At 63.7% G+C, this 18,611-nt stretch carries 15 protein-coding genes and 4 pseudogenes; 7 read left to right on the forward strand and 12 right to left on the reverse strand.

The window, feature by feature from the left end; translation table 11 throughout:
- Nucleotides 1–104: 104 nt before the first annotated feature.
- Nucleotides 105–326, reverse strand: a complete 222-nt coding sequence (locus ACFFJC_RS12195) for a hypothetical protein (RefSeq protein ID WP_379487783.1) — start codon at nt 324–326, stop codon at nt 105–107.
- Between the two features lie 322 nt (nt 327–648).
- Here ACFFJC_RS12195 and ACFFJC_RS12200 point away from each other — a divergent pair.
- A pseudogene (locus ACFFJC_RS12200) lies at nt 649–1,610 on the forward strand (tyrosine-type recombinase/integrase).
- Nucleotides 1,611–1,718: 108 nt separating this feature from the next.
- Here the strand turns inward: ACFFJC_RS12200 and ACFFJC_RS21305 are convergent.
- Nucleotides 1,719–1,991: pseudogene (locus ACFFJC_RS21305) on the reverse strand (DUF7673 family protein); the annotation flags it as partial.
- 38 nt (nt 1,992–2,029) lie between these two features.
- Nucleotides 2,030–3,322 carry a DUF8535 domain-containing protein gene (locus tag ACFFJC_RS12205; protein WP_512700639.1) on the reverse strand — a complete coding sequence of 431 codons (1,293 nt, stop codon included), beginning with the start codon at nt 3,320–3,322 and terminating at the stop codon, nt 2,030–2,032.
- A 69-nt stretch (nt 3,323–3,391) separates the two neighbouring features.
- Between ACFFJC_RS12205 and ACFFJC_RS12210 the strand changes: the two genes are divergently transcribed.
- Complete coding sequence (locus tag ACFFJC_RS12210) at nt 3,392–3,889, forward strand: hypothetical protein (RefSeq protein WP_379487785.1); 498 nt, start codon at nt 3,392–3,394, stop codon at nt 3,887–3,889.
- 30 nt (nt 3,890–3,919) lie between these two features.
- On the opposite strand, the gene ACFFJC_RS12215 is transcribed toward ACFFJC_RS12210, so the two are convergent.
- The 6 genes from ACFFJC_RS12215 to ACFFJC_RS12240 all read right to left on the reverse strand — a co-directional run bounded on the left by ACFFJC_RS12215 (nt 3,920) and on the right by ACFFJC_RS12240 (nt 8,973).
- Nucleotides 3,920–4,123, reverse strand: a complete 204-nt coding sequence (locus tag ACFFJC_RS12215) for a hypothetical protein (protein ID WP_379487786.1) — start codon at nt 4,121–4,123, stop codon at nt 3,920–3,922.
- Between the two features lie 14 nt (nt 4,124–4,137).
- Nucleotides 4,138–4,734, reverse strand: a complete 597-nt coding sequence (locus ACFFJC_RS12220) for a DUF6927 domain-containing protein (RefSeq protein ID WP_379487787.1) — start codon at nt 4,732–4,734, stop codon at nt 4,138–4,140.
- A gap of 24 nt (nt 4,735–4,758) precedes the next feature.
- Nucleotides 4,759–5,172: a hypothetical protein gene (locus ACFFJC_RS12225; protein WP_379487788.1), complete on the reverse strand. Its 414-nt coding sequence runs from the start codon at nt 5,170–5,172 to the stop codon at nt 4,759–4,761.
- A 298-nt stretch (nt 5,173–5,470) separates the two neighbouring features.
- A complete protein-coding gene (locus ACFFJC_RS12230; protein ID WP_379487789.1) occupies nt 5,471–5,833 on the reverse strand; it encodes a hypothetical protein in 363 nt (120 codons plus the stop codon).
- Nucleotides 5,805–6,743, reverse strand: coding sequence for an ArdC family protein (locus ACFFJC_RS12235; protein ID WP_379487790.1), 939 nt, complete (start codon nt 6,741–6,743; stop codon nt 5,805–5,807). The genes ACFFJC_RS12230 and ACFFJC_RS12235 overlap by 29 nt, the downstream gene beginning before the upstream one ends.
- 85 nt (nt 6,744–6,828) lie before the next feature.
- Complete coding sequence (locus ACFFJC_RS12240) at nt 6,829–8,973, reverse strand: ParB/RepB/Spo0J family partition protein (RefSeq protein ID WP_379487791.1); 2,145 nt, start codon at nt 8,971–8,973, stop codon at nt 6,829–6,831.
- A gap of 473 nt (nt 8,974–9,446) precedes the next feature.
- Here ACFFJC_RS12240 and ACFFJC_RS12245 point away from each other — a divergent pair, with 473 nt between their 5' ends.
- The 4 genes from ACFFJC_RS12245 (at nt 9,447) to ACFFJC_RS12260 (ending at nt 14,655) form a co-directional block, all read left to right on the forward strand.
- Nucleotides 9,447–10,598: a tyrosine-type recombinase/integrase gene (locus tag ACFFJC_RS12245; protein ID WP_120252447.1), complete on the forward strand. Its 1,152-nt coding sequence runs from the start codon at nt 9,447–9,449 to the stop codon at nt 10,596–10,598.
- A gap of 130 nt (nt 10,599–10,728) precedes the next feature.
- Complete coding sequence (locus tag ACFFJC_RS12250; protein WP_232016428.1) at nt 10,729–12,345, forward strand: site-specific integrase; 1,617 nt, start codon at nt 10,729–10,731, stop codon at nt 12,343–12,345.
- Entirely contained in the window at nt 12,342–14,201 is a 1,860-nt protein-coding gene (locus tag ACFFJC_RS12255) for a site-specific integrase (RefSeq protein ID WP_120252445.1), read from the forward strand. The genes ACFFJC_RS12250 and ACFFJC_RS12255 overlap by 4 nt, the downstream gene beginning before the upstream one ends.
- On the forward strand, nt 14,188–14,655 hold the full coding sequence (locus ACFFJC_RS12260) for a hypothetical protein (protein ID WP_120252444.1): 468 nt from the start codon (nt 14,188–14,190) through the stop codon (nt 14,653–14,655). The genes ACFFJC_RS12255 and ACFFJC_RS12260 overlap by 14 nt, the downstream gene beginning before the upstream one ends.
- A 21-nt stretch (nt 14,656–14,676) precedes the next feature.
- Here ACFFJC_RS12260 and ACFFJC_RS12265 read toward each other — a convergent pair.
- Nucleotides 14,677–16,491, reverse strand: a pseudogene (locus ACFFJC_RS12265) (strawberry notch C-terminal domain-containing protein); the annotation flags it as partial.
- Between the two features lie 126 nt (nt 16,492–16,617).
- Between ACFFJC_RS12265 and ACFFJC_RS12270 the strand changes: the two are divergent.
- Complete coding sequence (locus ACFFJC_RS12270) at nt 16,618–17,316, forward strand: hypothetical protein (RefSeq protein ID WP_379487792.1); 699 nt, start codon at nt 16,618–16,620, stop codon at nt 17,314–17,316.
- A gap of 51 nt (nt 17,317–17,367) precedes the next feature.
- Here ACFFJC_RS12270 and ACFFJC_RS12275 read toward each other — a convergent pair whose 3' ends face one another.
- Entirely contained in the window at nt 17,368–18,435 is a 1,068-nt protein-coding gene (locus tag ACFFJC_RS12275) for a tyrosine-type recombinase/integrase (protein WP_379487793.1), read from the reverse strand.
- A pseudogene (locus ACFFJC_RS12280) lies at nt 18,432–18,578 on the reverse strand (tyrosine-type recombinase/integrase); the annotation flags it as partial. The pseudogene ACFFJC_RS12280 and the gene ACFFJC_RS12275, both read right to left, overlap by 4 nt.
- Nucleotides 18,579–18,611 lie beyond the last annotated feature (33 nt).

The raw sequence follows: 18,611 nt of genomic DNA on the forward strand, positions 1-18,611 counted from the left end.
GGCCGGGGTCAGGCTCCGCAGTGTGAGTCCGTGATGATCAAGCTTGAGATTGCGCCCAGCATCTACGCGGTCACTGTTCGCCTGCGCGTCAGTTGCCTTGGCGATTACCCGGTCAGCTTGCCGGCAAGTTCCCCGCCAAGCGCCGCCGCATCGTTCAGCGCCGGCGGCGGCTTTAGCGTGGCAGACGAAGGCGCGCGCACGCCGAGAGCGAGATAGATCTGGCGCGCCGCCCTGTTCTCGACGACGAAATCGACTAGCCTACCGCGCTGCAGCGCATCCGGTTCGCACCAGTCTCCCGACGTGAACAGATATGCGATGGGCTGCACGGACGAGATGCCGGCATTGTGCGGAAAGGCGGATGAAATCTATCGCCGGCGTGAGGCCGCATCAGCGAATTGGCTGGTCGTATGCGAGGACCAATTGGCGGGACGGGCACCGGCAGGCACCTGTCTCCGGCTTGCCGACCCCAAGATTTCTGTGGAGCCTGACCAGCGGTAGACCCTGCGCCGCACGTTGGCCGACCTGTTCGATGTTGCGATAGACCTGCAAGCCGATCGATGAATCTGAACTGCCGAACGCGGGACCCGCCCGCAATGACAGGATCGATTGTGGATTCACCCAGGCAGGTGCCGGGGTTATGATCGTGCCATGCCCGAACTCACCCCCCTCCCCCTAACCAGCCCGCTGCTGCCCGCGCTGGTCGCCGCCGGGGACGATCGCGCACGGATGCGGTTCGTCGAGTTCTTCGCGGTGACGATCCGCAACCCGCACACGCGCCGGGCCTATGCGCGGGCAACGGGCAACTTTCTGGGGTGGTGCAACGACCGGAGCGTGGCCTCGCTGACCAGCATACAGCCGCTGCATGTCGCGGCCTGGATCGAGCAGCTGGGCGCCACACTCTCGGCGCCCAGCGTCAAGCAGCAGCTCGCGGCCATCCGCCACCTGTTCGACTGGCTGGTCACCGGGCAGGTGATCGCGACCAATCCCGCCGCCTCGGTCCGGGGTCCGGCGCACAGCGTCCGGCGCGGCAAGACGCCGGTGCTCTCGCCGGCAGAGGCGCGCGCGCTGATCGACGCCATCGACGTGTCGGGCCCCTCGGGCCTGCGCGACCGGGCGCTGATCGGCCTCATGGTCTACAGCTTCGCCCGGGTCGGCGCGGCGCTGACGATGAAGGTGGAGGACGCCTTCATCCAGGACCGGCGCCTGTGGTGCGACTGCACGAAAAAGGCGGCAAGCGGCACGAGATGCCCTGCCACCACAACCTGGAGGAGTACCTGTACCACTACATGGAGTCCTGCGGCCTTGAAGCGACGCGCAAGGCGCCGCTGTTCCAGACCATCCGCCGCGGCACCGGGCGACTGAGCGGCGAGGCCATGGACCAGGCCACGGCCTGGGCGATGGTCCGCCGCCGGGCGCACAAGGCCGGTATCCTGACGCAGATCGGCAATCACACGTTCCGCGCGACGGGCATCACCGCGTACCTCAAGAACGGCGGCACCCTGGAAAGGGCGGCGGCGATGGCCAACCACAGTTCGACCCGCACGACCCAGCTCTACGACCGGCGCGGCGACGACATTACCCTGGACGAAGTCGAGCGGGTGATGATCTGAGATCGCGCAACGCGCCAGGCAGAAACGGTCTGGCATGATCGACGCAGCCGTGAAGAGCCCCTGAACGAGCAGAATTGGATATTTATAGGATATCCTTTTTTCGACGAGATCGGCCATCGTCTCGCGATAGCCGAAGGCGTCGGGATAGGTGGCGCCGGGATACTGCCCGAGGAATGCGAAGATCGTCGCCATGTCGGCTGCGATTACGCGGTCGACGCCGAACAGGTCGGCGATCGGGAAATGCCCCCAATCGTCGCTGTTCCACCAGGCCAGGAGGAAATTGGCGACGCGTGCGCTTTGGCCGGTGTCCGACTGCGCGATCTCGATGAGCCGATACAGGGCGGTTTCGACTTGCGGATCAGCGAATACCGTGGTGGTCATGATGATCGTGCTCCTGTGTCTTGCGCCCGGCTGTCAACCTAGGCGTCGTTGATCATCGCTTCGAGCCGTTCCAGCAAGTCGGTATCGCCGAGCTGGTGGGCGGGAATGCTGATGGTGCGGTGGTATTCCTCGAAGCGGCGGCGTTCCTCGGCTTTCATCTCGAGGTACTGAGGGGTTCGCTCGCGCAGGAGCTGGACGGCGAAATCGGCCTCAAGGCCGGTGCGCCAGTCGAGGAACGCGACGATCGCATCGGGGCGGACCATGCCGGCCTGGGTGCGGATGTCGAACAGCGGGCGCTTGATCGCGACCTGCACGCGCTTGCGGCGCATATGGTACTGGAAGCTGACCAGCTGCTCCAGCAGAGCGCGGTCCTCCTGGCGGTCGACCGGGATGAAGCGATTGCCCTTGAACACGGGCTGCGCATAGGCGCGCAGCGGCAGGTAACCCTCGCGCGGACTGTGCTCGCCGACGACGGCCAGCACGATGAACGGCGGCTCGACCTTGGCGCGGATGATGCCGGTGTGCTGGATGCGGTTGCGGATCTCCAGGTCGCCGAGGCCGGTATGGACGGTCGTGCCGGTGATCTCGTGCGCCTCGATGAGCAGGAAGGCCTGCAGCGCGAAGTCGCCGGGCCAGGCCTGCTCGGCCTTGCGCAGGCGGGCGTGGACGCGCCGGGCGTCATAGTCCTTCACGTTGAAGTACAGGTGCTCCTGCAGCTTCACGCGCGGGGCGATCAGGAAGCGATTGGCGGCCTGGCGGATGCGCGCGAACTCGTCTCGCAGCCTGTGCTCGGGACGGCCTTGCGGCGGGAGGGTGGGCAGCACGTTGGTGTGCGCCGCCTCGAGCAGCATCCACAGCAGACGGCCGAGCCGGGGCAGCGACACGCCGCGGCTGCGATCGTCGGGCTCGTCGTCGTCGGGCTGCTGGGCGAGCTTCTCAGGTGCCTTCTTGTGGGCGTTGAACAGGCCCTTGGGGAACTCGATCTCGAACAGGCTGTCGCCGGGGCGTTCGCGAATGCGATCGGGCGCCGGCGGCAGGTAGAAGGGGCAGCGCCGCTGATGCAGCGGTCGGCTCGTCAGCCGGCGCAGGTAGTAGGTCTCCGCTTCGGACAGGTAAGCGGGGCTGGTGAGCGGCGGCGGCCTGGTGTCGCCCAGGCAATTGCAGGCGATCCACTGGTCGTTCTCGCGCGCGATTGTCACCAGCGTCACCGACGCACGGTGATCGGCATCGCTGCCTTGTCCGGTGTACCAGCGCACGAGAGCATCCTGCACGGCAACGGGTATCGCGTTGCGTGCCTGAAGCCCGTTCGTGTCACGCGGTACTAGCCACATACTTTCCAACAACCTCTTGCAGCGAGGTACTTGTTCTTGGTACGTTCTCCAGCAGGAGTGGAGACCATTATGCACAAGAAGTTCGAGATTGGCGCGCTGGACCTCGACATCACGCTGAGGGACGAGGCGCTGGACCCGCTGAACTCGCCGGCGCGGCGCATGGTGGCGAACGCCGCGATCAGCGTCGAGCCGTTCGACGCCTACTACTCGGTTCGCGAGCTGCGTGGAGCCGTCCAGGCGGTGCACGAAGGCGAGATCGGCGCCAAGCGCAAGCTTACCAGGGTGCTGAGCACCGAGTGCGACGACTTCCAGCGCTGCATCTACTACCAGCTGGCGGGCCGCGGCGTGGTGCAGATGCTCGATGTCCTGGAATGGCTCGAGGAGCTGCTCGCCAGGCGCAGCGTGGTGTCGCATGACCTGTTCCGGGAGGGCACCTGGCCGGCGATCATGGTCAATCCGTATGTCGCGGCGCAGCCCGATGGTCCGCTCGTGAGCGCCGATCCCAACTTCGAGGAAGGTCCCTCGTGGTATCTCGATCCGGACCTTAGCGGGGTGATCGAGGAATGAGGCGGGTCGCCCTGAGCTATAGCGCGTGAGTTACAGCGCGACGACTTCCAGTTCCACGGCGTCGTCCGGCGCGGTCTCGGCCGCCCGGACGACACGGTAGGGCTGCATCGGGCAATGAGTCCGGATCACCGCGAACGGCATCGTGGTGTCCTCGCACATCTGCTGCGCGAGGCGGTCGGCATGGCTGCGGCTGCACAGCTGCCGGCGGCGGGGATCGAGAGGATCGTTTTTCATAGCTTTCGCTTTCGTTAGGTGAAGCGGGTGGGCGCGATCTTGCGCTCGCGCACGATCTCGAACGGGTGATCGAGCAGATTGCGGACGTGGTAGCGCCCGCCACCGTCGGCGCGGGTGAGGACGATGCGCCTCCCCTGGCGCGAGACGCGCATCAGCTCGTGCCGGGTGTTATCGCTGAAGGCGAGCGGCGACGGGAAGCGGATCAGCGCGCCGTCGGGCAGGACGCGTTTGCGGCGCTGGAGCGCCTTATGGCAACGGCGGCGCCAGTCGAGCGCATGCGGATTCCGGGTGGAGCTCAGCAGCTCGAGGATTCGCAGCGGACACTCGGCTTCGACCGGCCCCATGGTCTCGTCCATGTCCTTGTACGCGAACGCGTCGTCCGCAGCTCGCGGGTTCCAGCGCACCAGGCAGATGACGGCATGGACATCGCCAACGATGCCGGCTTCGCTGCGCTGCACGGCGGCGTAGTAGACTCTGTTGCCAGGGCAGGCGCTATCGAGCACGCGGTAGCCGTAGGCGGGATGCTCGTCGCAGGCGGTGCGTTCGTAGTTGAATTGCGCGTCGAGGTATTGCTTGGGCGTCGTGTGCCCGCCCATGCTGGCGAGCGGCATCGATAACCATCCCATGATGAACTCCTAGATGAGCCTGGATTGCGGGGTGACGGGCGCGAGCTGCAGGTGCGCCGCGATCTGACGCGCCAGCGCCGGAATGTCGGACAGCGCCTGTGCGCTTGCGTGCCGTGGACGACCGCCGGTCCGCTGCGCGCGCGCCGGGCGGAAGGAGAGCGCGGCCGAGCCGAAGCGCTCGACCGAAAGCCGCATGTAGACTCTGTCGGCCTCCAGGACGTGATCGCCGACGATGGTTTCGCGCGGCGTCACATAGTCGAGGCGGTAGTCACTCCGCGTGAGACCAAGCTCGGAGGCAAGATGGCGCATGGTGCGCTGACCTTCGGTACGGAACGCGCGCAGGTCCTCGGGCAGGAAATCGATGTCTTTCGTCAGCAGCGCGACGATCGCCGGCTTGTGGCGCAATTCCGCGACGCGTTCCATGCACGCGTTGCGGAGCGGTTGATCCTCGGGATGGTTTTTCCGTCAGCGTGCCGTCAGTGAGGCGGGAGAGCCGACGCGAGAAGATGCGCACGGCGGGATCGTGCGAGGGATCGTGGCCCGCGCGCCGGGCGTCGCCGGCGGCGTCGTTGAGGGCCGCGATGCACGTCGCGAAGGTGATGAGCCCTTCGGGGTTGAGAGCGCGGCGAAAGCGGAAGTCGAGATCGTAGGACATCACAGGCAAGCTCCAGCGTCATGAGCGACGCCGCCTCCCTCCCCCTCTTCTTTCGCTTGCCCTGGCCTAGTTGACGGCGGGCGCCGCCGCGGGTTTGTACAACATGGTTGCGGCAAGGCAGCTTGGCACGAGCTGGATCAGCAGGCCGATGATCCTGGGCAGGGATGCACCGGTTGGCCCGGTGGCGAGGGTGACGTCGGCCTCGCCCACATCGGCGATCGTGACGGACGGCGCGGCGGCGAGCGCGAGATATTCGAGTTGGGGATCGGCCGGGTATGCCGCTGCCAACGCGTGCAGCCGGTCGCGCAGTGGCCGCGGCATCCTGGCGGGTATGCCGGTGGCGCGATCTTGGGCGTGCTCGAGGAAGGCGGTGAGGACCAGAAGATCCTCGGCCGAGAGCTCAAGCGTCAGCGTGAAGTGCTGCGTCATGGCCGGCCTCCTGTCGACGTGAGAGTTTCTCCTGCGACCAGGTGGCGAGCCACCTGTATGCCTGCTCGGCCTTCGCTGCGGCGGTGATGATGGCGCTTTTGTCGGACTTCATGATGGCCAGCCACCCGGCGATATAGCTGGCGTGGCTGTCGTGAAGCTCGCACGGCAGGCCGAGTTCGGAGCAGACGATTCCTGATGTCAGGTCGGCCACAATCTCCTCGAATGCGTAGGCCTTGTCGCCGAACCTCTTTCCGAACTCGCGCGCAAGGCGGTGCGACGCGCCTGATGCATGGGCCATCTCGTGCGCGAGTGTGGCGGCGTGATGGTCGCTGCTGGTGAAGGTCGCCTTGAGCGGCATCTGCACGTAGTCGCCGCCCGGCGAATAGTAGGCCCGGTTGCCACCCTGCCGCACCTCGATCGGTATTGGATCGAAGAAGGCATCGATGGCGGCCTGGTGCCGCGAAGGGTCCGGTTCGGCGATTGCCAGCGGGTCGGGATAGTAGTGCGCCGGCAGGCCCTCGATCTCGTCGCAGTTGTAGACCTGGTACGCGCGCATGAAGCGGATGAGGCGCGTGGTGTCCTCACCCGTCAGGGTCGGCCCGGCAGGCCTGGCGACGGTGTTGAAGTATACGCTCGGCGCGGACCTGGCGCCGCGTCGCACGTTGCCGCCGAGCTCGTTGGCCTGGCGGGCGGTCATCCAGAAGCGCGAGCGATAGCCATTGGCGTCCCCGATCGCCCACAGAAGGATGCTGTTGACGCCGGTGTAGGCCTCGCCCTTGGCACGCAGGGGCCGGTCCGATGCTCCGAACATGCGCCAGGGACGGCGCCAGGGCAGGACGCCCTGTTCGATGCGGGCGACGATCATGTCGGTGATGTCCTGCGCGATGTCGCGCCTGGCGCTGCGGCGCATGGCCGGTCTCCTTCGAGGCTGGAAAAAAGGCCCGGGCAGCGTGCGTGCCCGGGCCCAGGTCATCAGGAGGAGGCAGGATCGCCTGTCAGGCGGCGAGCGTGGCCTCGTCCGCTTCCAGCTCGCTCAGTGCATCTTCGAGTTCGTCGTTGACCGACGGATCGGGCTCGACGTCGTCGTGGTCGATGTCATCGGCCTCGGCCGGATCGGTGTCGTCGGACCCGAGATCATCGGTCTCGATGTCGTCGGGACCGTCGCCGTCGTCCTCGTCCAGCGTGTCCTCGGATGCCGCGATAGCGAGATCGAAGCGCATGGCCGCCGGCACCCAGGACAGTGCGCGCTGCTTGACCGCCTCCTCGACGATCGCTTCGCCGGCGAACAGCTTCTCGCAGCTTTCCGAGATGTCGGCCTTCTTGGAGCCGGCATAGCGTGCCGAGAAGTCGCTGCCGCCTACTTCCTTGAGCAGATCGAGCAGGCTGCCCTTGCTGATCCGGTCGAAGTAGTTGCGCCCCGTCGGCCGCCACAGCGTCGCGGTGTCGATGTCGAGCAGCATGCCGAGCTGGGCGTGGATCGGGTTGTAGCCCGACGCATAGCCGAGCTTGGCCTCGAGCGAGGTCGCAACCGTATAGGCGACCCAGGCCATCTTGGCCTCATCGCCAAGGTCGCGGAAGGCCATGAACCGGTCCACCACGCTCTCGTGCTCGCTCCAACCCTTGTCGAGGCCCTCAAAGGCGTCGGCCACTATGTCGTCGGCCGTCGATTTGGGCACGGTCGAGTCCAGCACCGGATCCTGCGGGCGGCCCGCCCGGATCGTGGTGCCGCGATTGCCCAGGCTGTGCGTGGTCGCGTCTGCGAGCGCGAAGATCGCATAGTCGAGGGCAAGACCCGGATCGCTCAGCAGAGAGGCGGCAAGGACGTTGCGGCGCTGAACGGCGAGTTCGTCGAACAGGCGGGCGCTATAGGCTTTGCCGCCGGGGGCCGTGGCCTCGGGCGCCGACGGCTTGGCTGGGGCCGCGACCGGACGGCTCGTGTCGACGAAGCTGCCGCCGGTGATAGCGCCTTCCTCGTCGCGCACCATGCGCAGCTCCTTCTCGCTGAAGTAGTCGCTGTCGAGTACCATCTCGCCCTTGGTGGTGATGAGCAGGAAGCGACCGACTTCGGCCTTCCACGCGTCGGGCAGCTCCGATTGCGGGTTGGACAGGTCATCGAGCTCGCGTTCGAGCGTCTCGTACTCGTCCTGCAGCTTGGCGAGTTCCTCCGATTCCTCGTCGCAATCTTCCATCTCGCTGCAGATCTCCTCGACCCGCGCTTCGATCGCATCGATGCGGGCTTGGGCCTCGTTGCTGATCGGCGCTGGCGGTAGGATTACGCGGGTGAGCCCGAGCTCACGCGAGGCGTTCCAGCACGTCGTGCCCGCAACCGGCCAGATCGTGCCGAGACCGGTCTCTTCCGAAAGGCGGGCCGCTTCGGCTTCAAGCTTGGCGGCCGCGAGGCCCTGCAGGATTTCCAGATCGATCCAGCGATCGTCGGCGGCTTCGCTGAACAGGTCGCGCTCGATGCGTCCGCCCGCGGCGGTGTAGGCCTCTTCGCCGACCAGCAGAGCGATCGGGTCGGTGCCGCGCGTCGCGCCGTTGGCGATCAGGCGGCGGATGTAGTCGGGGTTTTCGCCATGGTAGCGCGCCTGCTCGAACACGCGCAGCTGCACCGCATGCTGGTCGGTCGAGGCATAGGCCTTGGCCATCTCGAGACTGAGATCGCCCGAGGCGAGGGCTTCGAAGATCGGTTCGGCCAGCGCGGCGAGGCGCAGGCGGCCCTCGACGAAGCGGCGGGTGACGCCGAACCGCTTGGCGACCGCGGTGGTATCCTCCTCCTGCGAGATGAAGTGCTGGAACGCCCGGCACTCCTCGGCCGGCGTCATGGCAAGGCGCTGGAAGTTCTCGGCCAGCGAGGTCTCGGCGATCTCGGTTTCGGAGGCGGCCAGCAGCATGCACGGGACGGTATGATCGGCTTGCCAGGCGCCGCGTTCGACGATCCGCGCCATGGCGCGCAGGCGCCGCCCTCCGGCGACGACATCGTAGTGACCGCGCTTCTTCGCCTTGGTGACGATCAGGTTCTGCAGCAGGCCGCGCGCCTCGATGTCGTGGGACAACTGCTCGTCGGCGTCCTGGTTGATCGACTTGCGCACATTGCTCGCGGAGAGTTGCAGCTTGTTGAGGGGGATGAGCTCTTGCATCGGTATTCTCCTTCTGATGCCCCGTTCTTCTGCCGGGACACCCCTCCCCTCCCCCTCCTCTCCTGCGTCCTCAGCTCGCCTTCAGGATCCACGCGAGGATCGTCTCGGCCTTGGCCGGCGGTACGAAGACGCGCGTCTTCCACTGTTAGGTTAGGTGCCATGCCTGTCCTGTTTGTTATTGGGGAAACGGCCGGATGTGATTGGTTCAGGCCGACCGCCGCGCTATCCCATAAAGCTGGCGGTGGTCGGCCTGAGCCGATCACCGCGCGCCATTCCTGTGTTTGTCCGGCGCAGATTTCATTCTGTCGATTTGCCTGGCGGGGCGACTCGCTCACTTGGGGTAAAAGGGAGCGGGCGAGCTTTTGGTCACCGAAAGCCGCACGACACACCTCGTCCTGTTTGGCGGATTTGCGCGTTTCATGGTGGACAGGATGTCCTGCGGCTGACGCGTTCTGGCGCGCCATGGAGGACACATGGCGCGGATCGTGAAAGCGGTGGATGGGTATGCGGTGATTCCCGCGAACTTCCCGATCATCGTCAATGACGACATGGCAATCATTGAACCGGCCTTCACCTGGTTGCTCATGCTGGCGACGGTCCCTGGCCGGTCACACTCGCCCGAGACAGTGCGAACCTATGGGGAGCATCTCCATGACTGGTTTGACACGCTGGAACAGTCGAGCCTCGAATGGCAGGCGGTGACCGAAAGCGAGATCGCATCTTGGCGTAATCGGATGTTGGGGGGACCGAGCCCGCACACGCGGCGGCCATACGCGCGCTCGACCATCAACGATCGCGTACGAACCGTTTGCCGCTTTTACAGCTGGGCCCATCGCACTGGCTGGATCGATACACTCCCGTTCCACTTCACCGACGTCCGGATCGGTCTGGGGCGACAATCCTTCCTCGGGCATTTCAATCCGCGGCCGGGAATCATCGCTGCCAATGTGCTTACAGTCGCGCAGTACGAGCGGCTTCCCCGTGCGCTGCGTCTAGATCAGCTGCGCCAGCTCTTCGCGCATCTCGGTGCGCCCTACCGACTGATGGGCGAATGGGCATTGGCTACTGGCATGCGGCGCAAGGAACTGTGTGGCCTCGAGGCAAATCAGATCCCGGAAACCGCGCATCTCGAAGCCGACGAGCATCCGCTCATGGGCATTGGCCTCTCGATCACAAAAGGCGATCAGCCGCGTACCGTTTACGCGCCGATCGGACTCGTAGACCGGACCCACCGCTATATCGACGAGGTGCGTACCCCATTGATCCGGCGGCTCCGCGCTCGGAATAGCGCGTATCGCGCGCCGGCCTCGCTGTTCCTCAATCGCGAGGGCCGGGCTGTGACCAAAGCACGCCTAACGGCAGCTATGGCCGACGCGTTTACGGCGTCCGGCGTGCAAGGCACCTGCCATTGGCTGCGCCACACCTTCGCCATGACCATGCTGGCGAGGTTGCAGCAGCAGGCGCAGGATACCCCGCACATCAACCCGCTCAAGATCGTCCAGATGCTGCTCGGGCACCGCTCGATCCAGAGCACGGCAATCTACCTGCGCTGCATCGATATGTACGCCTCTGACCTCGAGGAAAGCGTCGCCTATTTATACGGCGCTGCAATCAGCGATGCCTAGCGGCCGCCGTATAGATCGGCGGCTGAACATCGAGGCCGTTGGAAGCGCTGTTGCGACGTTCCGCGGTGCCTGGGGGGAGAGCGCCCGTGCCTTCGACTTCTCTGCCTTGGGGCTGTCGAGGGATCTGACGATGTTCCTGGCCCAAGCCTTTGCGGGACAATATGCGGCCGCCGCTGCGGTTACCCGCCGTGCGCAATGGTACTCGATTGCGACGTTCGCCCGGTTCGCCGCCGGTGATGCAAACCTGTCGTCGGTCACCGACCTCACCACCGAAATGGTGGGGCGTTACATGCTCTGGCTTGACCGGCAACGAAGCGCGTCTGGGAACCCTTGGTCGGAGGCCTATAAAGGCAATATGCTCACGTCGCTTCGGCAGCTTGTCGAGTGGACGCGGCGGAATCGGCCCGATCGCCTGCCATGCCGGATCGACTTCACACGGGGCAGCTACGACATCCACAGCTCGAAGCCGCGCCGACGTCTGACCGCCTCAGAACTGAAGGCCATCCTCGCGCATTGTTATGAGGAGATCGACGAGGCCTGGCGCATGTTCAGCATCGGGCAGCAGGCCTTGGCAACAACCGGTGAACTGGCCGGTATCGATCCGAGACTGGTCGACGCGATCCGAAAACTGGCCCACGTAGATGATGGCATCGTGCCTGGCCGGCGAAAAATGGAACTATCCGGTGTACCTTGGTCGACCGTGCGCAGGCATGGTGGTCTGCAGAAGGTCGCACCCTATCTTCACCTGACCGGCGAGGCAGCCGTAGCGTTCTACATCGCGATCATCATCCAGACCGCAGGCAATCCCGACCCGATCCGGCTCATCAGCAGAGACTGCCTGACGCCACACCCTCTCGACGGCAACCGGGTGATGGTGGAATGGGACAAACCCCGCGCCGGTCGGAAGCTCAAGCGCGCTCAACGCCGTTCGTTCGACACGCGCCGCGCCTATGCCGCGCCCAATCTCATCAACCGTCTTCTCCAGATGACCGCATCGTTAGTGCAGCGCGCAAGACCGCAGGATAGGGAAAAGTTGTTCCTCCTGCTTAGCGGGCAGACGGGCGCGGTCACCGTGGTACCGAATCCAACGCTATGGAGAGGCGTCAAACTGTTCGTAGATCGGCGAAATGCCATAGTCGCCGCGACCAGTGCGGATGAACGCCGACTGCCCCTGCTCCCCAACATGGCTCCGGCGTTCCTGCGCGGCAGTGTCGCGACGGAATATTACAGAGCCTCGGGCGGCGACATCGTCACGACCCAGGCTCAGCTCAATCACGCAAGCGTCACCACAACAGACCGATATGTGCGCGGGCCGGAGACGGAGAAAATCCAACAGGAAGCGATCGCCGAGGTTCAGGCCCTGCTGATAGCATGGGTAACTGGCGCCGAACCGCCGAAATCCAAGCCAAGACGGCGCCCCGGTAGATCCACGGTGCCGTTCAGCCATGACTGCCTCGATCCAGCCAACGGCGCATGCAACGGCACGCTGTGCCCGCATTATGGCGCGTGCCTGCGCTGTCCGGGTCTGGTGATCCCCCTCGACATCGACCATCTCGCCCGCATCCTTCAGGCCATCGCTGCACTGGTTGATGCCAGAGACCGGATCGATCCCGTCCGATGGGAGGAAATATATGGCTCAAGCTATCGCATCTTGTTCAATGACATATTGCCTGACTTCCCGACCGGCTTGCGGACCGAGGCGGAAAAACTCGTGAGCGCGTTGCCCCCGCTTCCGGTGCTAGAATGATCCCGGCTATCAATCCCCAAACGATCGCTCCAGATACGACGATCTCGACCAGATCGGTATGGCGGGACAATATCTGGCATCTCGACGATCCGCCGCCGGGGGCGAAGGTACGCGACTTCTCGATAGTCTGGGATTTTGCAATATGCGACAGTCGGTTCACCGATCATCGCTGGGCGACTTGGTATGCAGGGGCCAAGACGTTCCTCTGGAGCTTGCAGGTTGATCCACCGCCAGGAAGCGTCAGGATCAGAAACGCAACTATGGTCGGAGTGTTCAAAAGGTTAAAAGTATTAATACGTTGGATGGCGAAAGAAGGTCATCGCGGGTTCGGTGACCTTGATCGGGCCGGTTCTGATCGGTTCCTAGAATATGTTGGGCGCCGTCGTACGCGCGCCGGCAAACCAATCGACGACCGGACGATCTTTACTTACCGGGATCTGCTTGCGCGCCTTGACCGGCAGGGTGCGCGGTACCCTTCGATAGCGACACTTGAGCCACTTTCTGGCATTAGCCGTGGCTATCCGCCGGTACGATCCGGGCTTCCGTATACGCCTGATGCTATCGCCGTCCCCTTGGTGAGCGGAGCGCTCAGGTTGCTGGGCACACCCGCCAACGACGTAATCGCTTTGCAGGCGCTGGCGCAATCGGCGCAAGATGGTGCGCTGGCCAAAGGTATGAGCTATGACCGGTCTCGCTTCGTTGTCCTGGAGGCAATCAGACCATTCCGGTTCTCGACGCTTCCGGGTGAAGCGGCGCCTTGGCAGGATGCTCCAGTGACCAGCACCAAGCAGGTGCGGTTCCTCGTTCAGCGCCTCTATGAGGCATGCTTCGTCGTAATCTCCTATCTCGTCGGCCCCAGAGTCTCCGAAATACTGGGGTTGCAGCCCGGCTGTATCGAGCATCGTCCTGCGGCGGGCGGCGACGAGCGGTTCGCCTATCTAGTTGGCCGGATTTACAAAATGGCATCCTCGCCAGGCGGCAAGGAGCACCGCTGGCCCGCGCCGCCGGCGGTCGAGCGCGCCATAGCGGTCATGGAAACCTTGTCGGAACCGCTTCGCAAGCGCAGCGGACGTCCAGAGTTGTGGTTGCTGTCGAGTCATGCCGGGCTATTGGGTCCCAACGCGTTGATACATCTGCCGGTAACCGAGGTGATCATCAACCGGCTCAATCGGTTCTTCGCGCCGTTCATAGGCTTGCCGGACCACGCCGGTGAGCCTTGGCGCCTGACCACCCATCAGGGACGCAAGACGTTCGCGCGCTTCGTAGGCAAACGAGACCGAACCGGCTTGCACGCCCTCCAGCACCATCTTGGTCATGTGAGCCGGGTCATGACAGATCGTAGCTATGTCGGCACCGACTTCCAACTCAACGAGCTGATCGACGAGCAAGCCCAGGAAGAAACGCGGGCGGCTCTGGAGGAGTTGCTCACGGCAACACGCCTCTCAGGAAAAGGCGGTCGCTTGATCGCATCACGCTCCCAGTTCCGCGGACGGACGCTCGACGGCGACGTTCGCGCCTACGTCGACTTCCTGATGGCGGAGACCGACCTCAGGCTGGGTGTCTGCGACTGGGGTTACTGTGTCTATCGCATGGAAAGCTCGGCCTGCTTCGGCAACGAGAAGGGGCCAAATCCGGTACTGCGAACTCAGAGTACATGCGTTGGTTGCGCCAACTTCGCCGTCTCAGCGAAGCATCGTCTCGTCTGGGAAGCCCGGCGCGCGCGCAACGCGGCCTTGCTCGAACACCTAGCACTCGATCCGGTCAGCCGTGAGATGGCGACTACGCGCATCGCCGAATGCGACGGAATCCTGGCCGAACTAGACAAGCAGATGGAGGTCATACATGAAACGAACTGATCGCACTCCACCGCCAAATCCCTACGAAAAGCGGCGCGCGGCAACGGATCGGAAGCTTCGCGCAGCCTTGGAACGGCTTATCGAGCAGCGCCCTTCACACCCGGCGCTGCAAAATGGTTATCGGCTTGAGGTGACAACGCTCGCGCGCGAAGCTGGCGTCGGTCGCAACGCGATCTATACCAATCACCGGTCCGTTATCGACGCGCTGAAACTTGCCGCAGCACGGCCTCAACCGAAAGCTGCTGAAAGCCTTGAAGAAAAGGTGATCGAGCTCCGCGCCGTCATCCGCGAAATGCAAGTCAATGAACGCCGGTTGCTCACCCAGAACGCTGTCCTGCTTCAGCGAGCAACCTGCGCCGAAGCCGACGCAGAGCGCTACCGTCGGCAAAATGCCCGCATGGTTGCCTTAAGGGATGAGGCAGTGCGGCCGACGCCGATCAGCGCTGGAGCATAAAATACACGCAAAAGAAGGCCGTCAGGAGGAAGGGCATGAAACTCCGTCACTTAGATCACAAGAGACAGTTGCTTCCTGATCTAAGTACTGGATGATCTCGGTGAAGCAGCCGATGTGCTTGAGCCAGGCGAGGTGATCTCCAAGCTCCCCGACGAGCTCGAGACGGGCCTCGCCGTTGACCGTGCACTTGCGGATCGTCATCGGCCAGGGCCGGTCGACGGCGGCCGAGCCCTTCTGCGCCAGGGCCGCAAGGACGGCCTGGGGCGAGGCCTGGAACTCGCTCTCGATCCCGAACTTCTTGAGGATGCCCGGAACGTCGCTTTCCAGCACGAGGCGCCCGAGCCAGCTGGCGCCCTCTGCATCGACGATGCGCCGCACGGAAAGGTAGTCGCGCGGCAGCGCGGTCCAGATAGGCAGCAGCATCCCGGTGGCGAGATGGATCGTTTCCATCTCAGTCTTTGCCGCGGCTTCGTCGACTTCGACCTGCCATAGCCGCGCGAAGGTCTCGCGGTCGGTCGTCTCCCAGGCGGTCTCCACCAAGTCGTTCACGAGCTTGTACTCGTGCCGGGTCGGGCGGGTGAGCATCACGCGTTCGAGCAGCTCCCCTGTTTCCTGCATGAGCGAGCGTGCCTTTTCAGCCAGCGCCACGCGGCCCGATTTGGCGTTGAACAGGAATCGCGCCTTGTAGCCGTTCTCGGCGAGCGTCAGCACCCGCTCGAGCGAAGTCGGCCGCACCGCGCGCTCGATCTCGATCGAAAGCAGGTGCGAGGTCGCGCCGGTGCGCGCGTCGGTCCGCAGCACAACGTCGCTGGCGACGCGCGCCTTGTCGGCGGCGATCGTCTCGACGCCGACATCGAGAGTGCCGGCCTGACGCGCGGCGGCGATGCGGGCTTCGACGAGCCCCAGGAACTCGTCAAAGATCGTGTTCTGGATGCCGATCGGCAGCGCCAGGATGCGGTTGAGCCAGCGGGTGATCGGCGGGAGGTCCTCGACTAGGCAGCCATCCTGGTCGGCCAGCCTGAGCCCGGAGCGTTCCTCGAACTCGGTCAGGCTGGTGCTCTTGAGCTTGCCGGCATGGAGCAGCCCGAACCAGGTGACCAGTGCGGCGCGGGCGTATTCGCTTTCGAGATTGTCGGCAGGGTCGAACAGGTTCTGGCCGCCGGTCTGGCGCTGGCCGCGCGTGAGAGCGCCGAGGCTGTCGAGCCGCCGTGCGATCGTGCTGGTGAAGCGCAGCTCGCCCTTGCAGTCGGTCGTGCAGGGCCGGAACAACGGCGTCGCGGCCTGATGGGTGCGGTGCGTGCGGCCGAGGCCCTGGATCGCGCGGTCGGCGCGCCACCCGGGTTCCAGGAGGAGGTGAACCCGTTGCTGCTGGTTCTTGGCATCGAGGCTGGCGTGGTAGGAGCGGCCGGTGCCGCCGGCGTCGCTGAACACCAGGATGCGCTTCTCGCCGTTCATGAACAGCGATGCTTCGGCCTGGTTGGTGCGAGCCGAGCGGCCCTCGACTTTCTGGGTGCCGTCGGACAGGGCGACGAGCCGCTTGGTCCGGCCGGTCACTTCGGCGATCGTGTCGGTGCCGTAGTGCTCGATCAGGGCATCGAGCGCCGACTTGATCGGCGGCATCGCACACAGCTTCTCGATGAGGTCCTGCTTCGCCTGCAGCGCCTGCTGGTTGTGGACCGGATTGCCCTTCGCATCGTACATAGGGCGCGAGCAGGGATTGTCGTTGGCGTCGACGAAGATCTCCATCTGCTGGGTCGGGAAAGCCCGGTCGAGGTAGTCGAGCACGTATTCTTTGCAGTCGAGATTTATGTCGAGCAGTTCCCGCGCAGGCGCGGATTTGCGTGAAGAAGACATCGATTCCACTCCAGATAATTAAGGTGGCGGTGCTCTCTCGTTCTCCACAAACGAGATTGTACCCGGTCTGGAAGACGCTAAAAGCGAGCTATCTCGGGGGCTTTCCAAATGTTGATTGCTGCACTGCTACTTGCCGCTCAGCCTATCTCAGTGGCTGAAACGGATCGTACCAAGACGACCTATCGCGCGCATCGGTCACCCCTCTGTTCTGAGTGGAGCGCCGTCCGAAACGGTGGCGGTGCAGCCCGATTGATGGAAGCAGCTTACAACAATTGGTTTCACGGCTATGTCTCGGGGTTTAATGTCTATTGGCACCCCCGGTCAGGCAATATCCTAGGCCAAGCGACTTGGAACGAGATAGCCGCTTTCATTGACGTTCAATGTAGCGGAAACCAAACAAAATCTGTCGCACAGGCGCTTGATCCGCTGATGACCGATCTGATTAAGCGCCAAGCACATGAGAAAAAGGGGATGCCGCGTCCATCCGTTTTGACAGTGCAGGTAACATGCCGGCAGTGGTCAGATGCGAAGGACGATAAAGTCTTGAGGGTGTTTTGGGGTGGTGCGGCACGTGGGTATCTTACGGCGTACAACCGTTGGGGCCGTGATACATCTGGCGACTTTCTTTTGCAGAATAATGATGAATTGATTGATCGATGGATAAACGACTGGTGCGAAAAGCGCTCTTCGTCGTCAATTCTGCAGAGTATGGATCCGTTTATCAAGTATATAGATAAGGAGCGTGCTGCCGGGCGTATCAATCCAGGCTCAATGCCAGCGAATGAATTAGTCGTTCCGATCACATAGGCATGATCGATGGGCCGCCAAAATTTGCGGCCCATGCATAATTAGGCAGTATCACTCATCAACGCATTTCTTGGCACGGCCTTTGTTGTAGATGCCCCGTTTGAATGGCGGACTGACTGACCGGCTTCTTATGTCTTCTAGCATGACGATCAGCGGATCGGCCGGAGGCCTAAACCGGCCTGGTTTGATCATCGGCGACCCATGCGCGGAGAGAATCTGCAGCTTCTCTTCAGGATCGGCACGCAGATAGGCTTCCGTGCTCTGGATACTCGCATGCCCGAGCCAGAGCGCTACTTTCCGGATGTCGCCTGTCGCGGCAAGCGTATGCATTGCGCAAGAATGCCTCAGCACGTGGGGCGTGACCCGCTTGCGTAACAACGATGGCTGCTTCTTCGCCGCCGTCGCGACATGCGTGGCTAGCCTGAACGCAAATCCATCGCGCGTCATTGGTTCGCCCTTGGCGTTGAGGAATATCTGCGGCGCCTGACATTCCGGCCTAACGGCGAGCCAAGCCCGCAGAACCGCTTGGGTCTCGCGCCACAGGGGCAAAACACGCTCGCGTCGGCCCTTGCCAATGATATGGACCGTTGCGAGCGAGCGCTCCGGAAAGTCCTGCATCTGTAGCGACAGCAACTCGGCGACCCGCAGACCGCCAGCGTAGGCGAGGTGCAACATGGCGCGATCCCGGGTGCCCAGGCGAGACCGGGGATCGGGTGCGTCGAGCAGCGCGGTGATCTCTTCCCGTGTCATATAGTCGATCAGGGTCGTGTCGGTCCGCTTTGTCGGGACGGCACGAACACGCAGCGCGAGATCAAGGCATGCTGGGACGCGATACTCGATGTAACGGAAGAACGCCCGGATCGCCGCAAGTCGAGCGTTGCGGGTTCTGGGACTATTTTTACGCGCATTCTCCGCGTGATCGAGGAACGCCATGATAAGTCCGGGATCGAAATCCTCGATCGCCAGGTCAGTAGGTCGCCGCTTCAGGCGGTCGGCTGCGAACCGGACCAGAAGCGCGAAGCAGTTCGCGTAGGTCGTAACCGTATGCGGGCTGACATTGCGCTCCCTAGGAAGATGATCACGCAGGAACGCGGCGAGATGGGGAGCGAGTGCAGTCATGCTGGATCTCCCCGGAAAAGCTGCTCACCTGCGGCGGCGATGTCGCGAAGGAGGACAGGTGTTGCTTCGAGATACCAATATGTGTTGGCCACATCCGTATGGCCCAGGTAGGTGCTGAGCGCCGCCATATGATGCCGGATTGTTGATTGCCACTGAGAAGTGACCCGGGAAGGCTA

The organism is Novosphingobium soli, assembly GCF_042432915.1.
In the GTDB taxonomy this organism is placed as follows: Bacteria; Pseudomonadota; Alphaproteobacteria; order Sphingomonadales; family Sphingomonadaceae; genus Novosphingobium; species Novosphingobium soli.